The following is a 532-nucleotide window of genomic DNA, read 5'->3' on the forward strand; positions in this document are numbered from 1 at the left end:
CCGCCTGCTGGCGTGTCTCAGTGGACGGCGGAGCCGGCCTCGCGGCCGGACTGGACCGACTGGAAGGCGCGTTGCGGGCCGAACGGGACCGGGAGGAGTCGCTGCGAGCCCAGTTGGCGGGCGCCAGGTCCACGACGGTCGTGCTCGCGCTGCTGCCGCTCGTCGGCCTGCTGATCGGGACCGGGCTGGGGGCCGACCCGCTGCGCGTGCTGCTGCACTCGCCGATGGGGTGGGGCTGCCTGGCGGCGGGCGGGGTGTTGGAGGCGGCGGGGCTGCTGTGGTGCCGACGGATCGTACGGGCGGGGGAGCGGTGATGGACGGGCCGGATGTCCACAGGCTGGGGACGGCGTGCTGTCTGGCGGCGCTGGTGTGGTGGGCGACCTCCGCGCTGTGGGCCGGACTGCGGAGCCGGGCGGCGCGACGCAGGATCGCGAGCCTCTTCCGCTGGGAACAGGGGCGACGCCGGCCGCGGTGGAAACCCGGGCGCGGGGCGGCGGTCACGGCGTGGGCCGGTCTTGGCGGCGTCCTGGTG

Annotated in this window: 1 protein-coding gene and 1 pseudogene; both read left to right on the forward strand. The window is 76.5% G+C overall.

What is annotated here, in order from left to right; all coding sequences use genetic code 11:
* On the forward strand, positions 1-314 hold a 314-nt coding region (locus tag G3I71_RS46385), incomplete at its 5' end, for a type II secretion system F family protein (protein ID WP_369335585.1).
* A pseudogene (locus G3I71_RS50650) lies at positions 314-532 on the forward strand (hypothetical protein); the annotation flags it as partial. The gene G3I71_RS46385 and the pseudogene G3I71_RS50650, both read left to right, overlap by 1 nt.

The organism is Streptomyces sp. SID12501 (genome assembly GCF_010550245.1).
GTDB lineage: Bacteria > Actinomycetota > Actinomycetes > Streptomycetales > Streptomycetaceae > Streptomyces.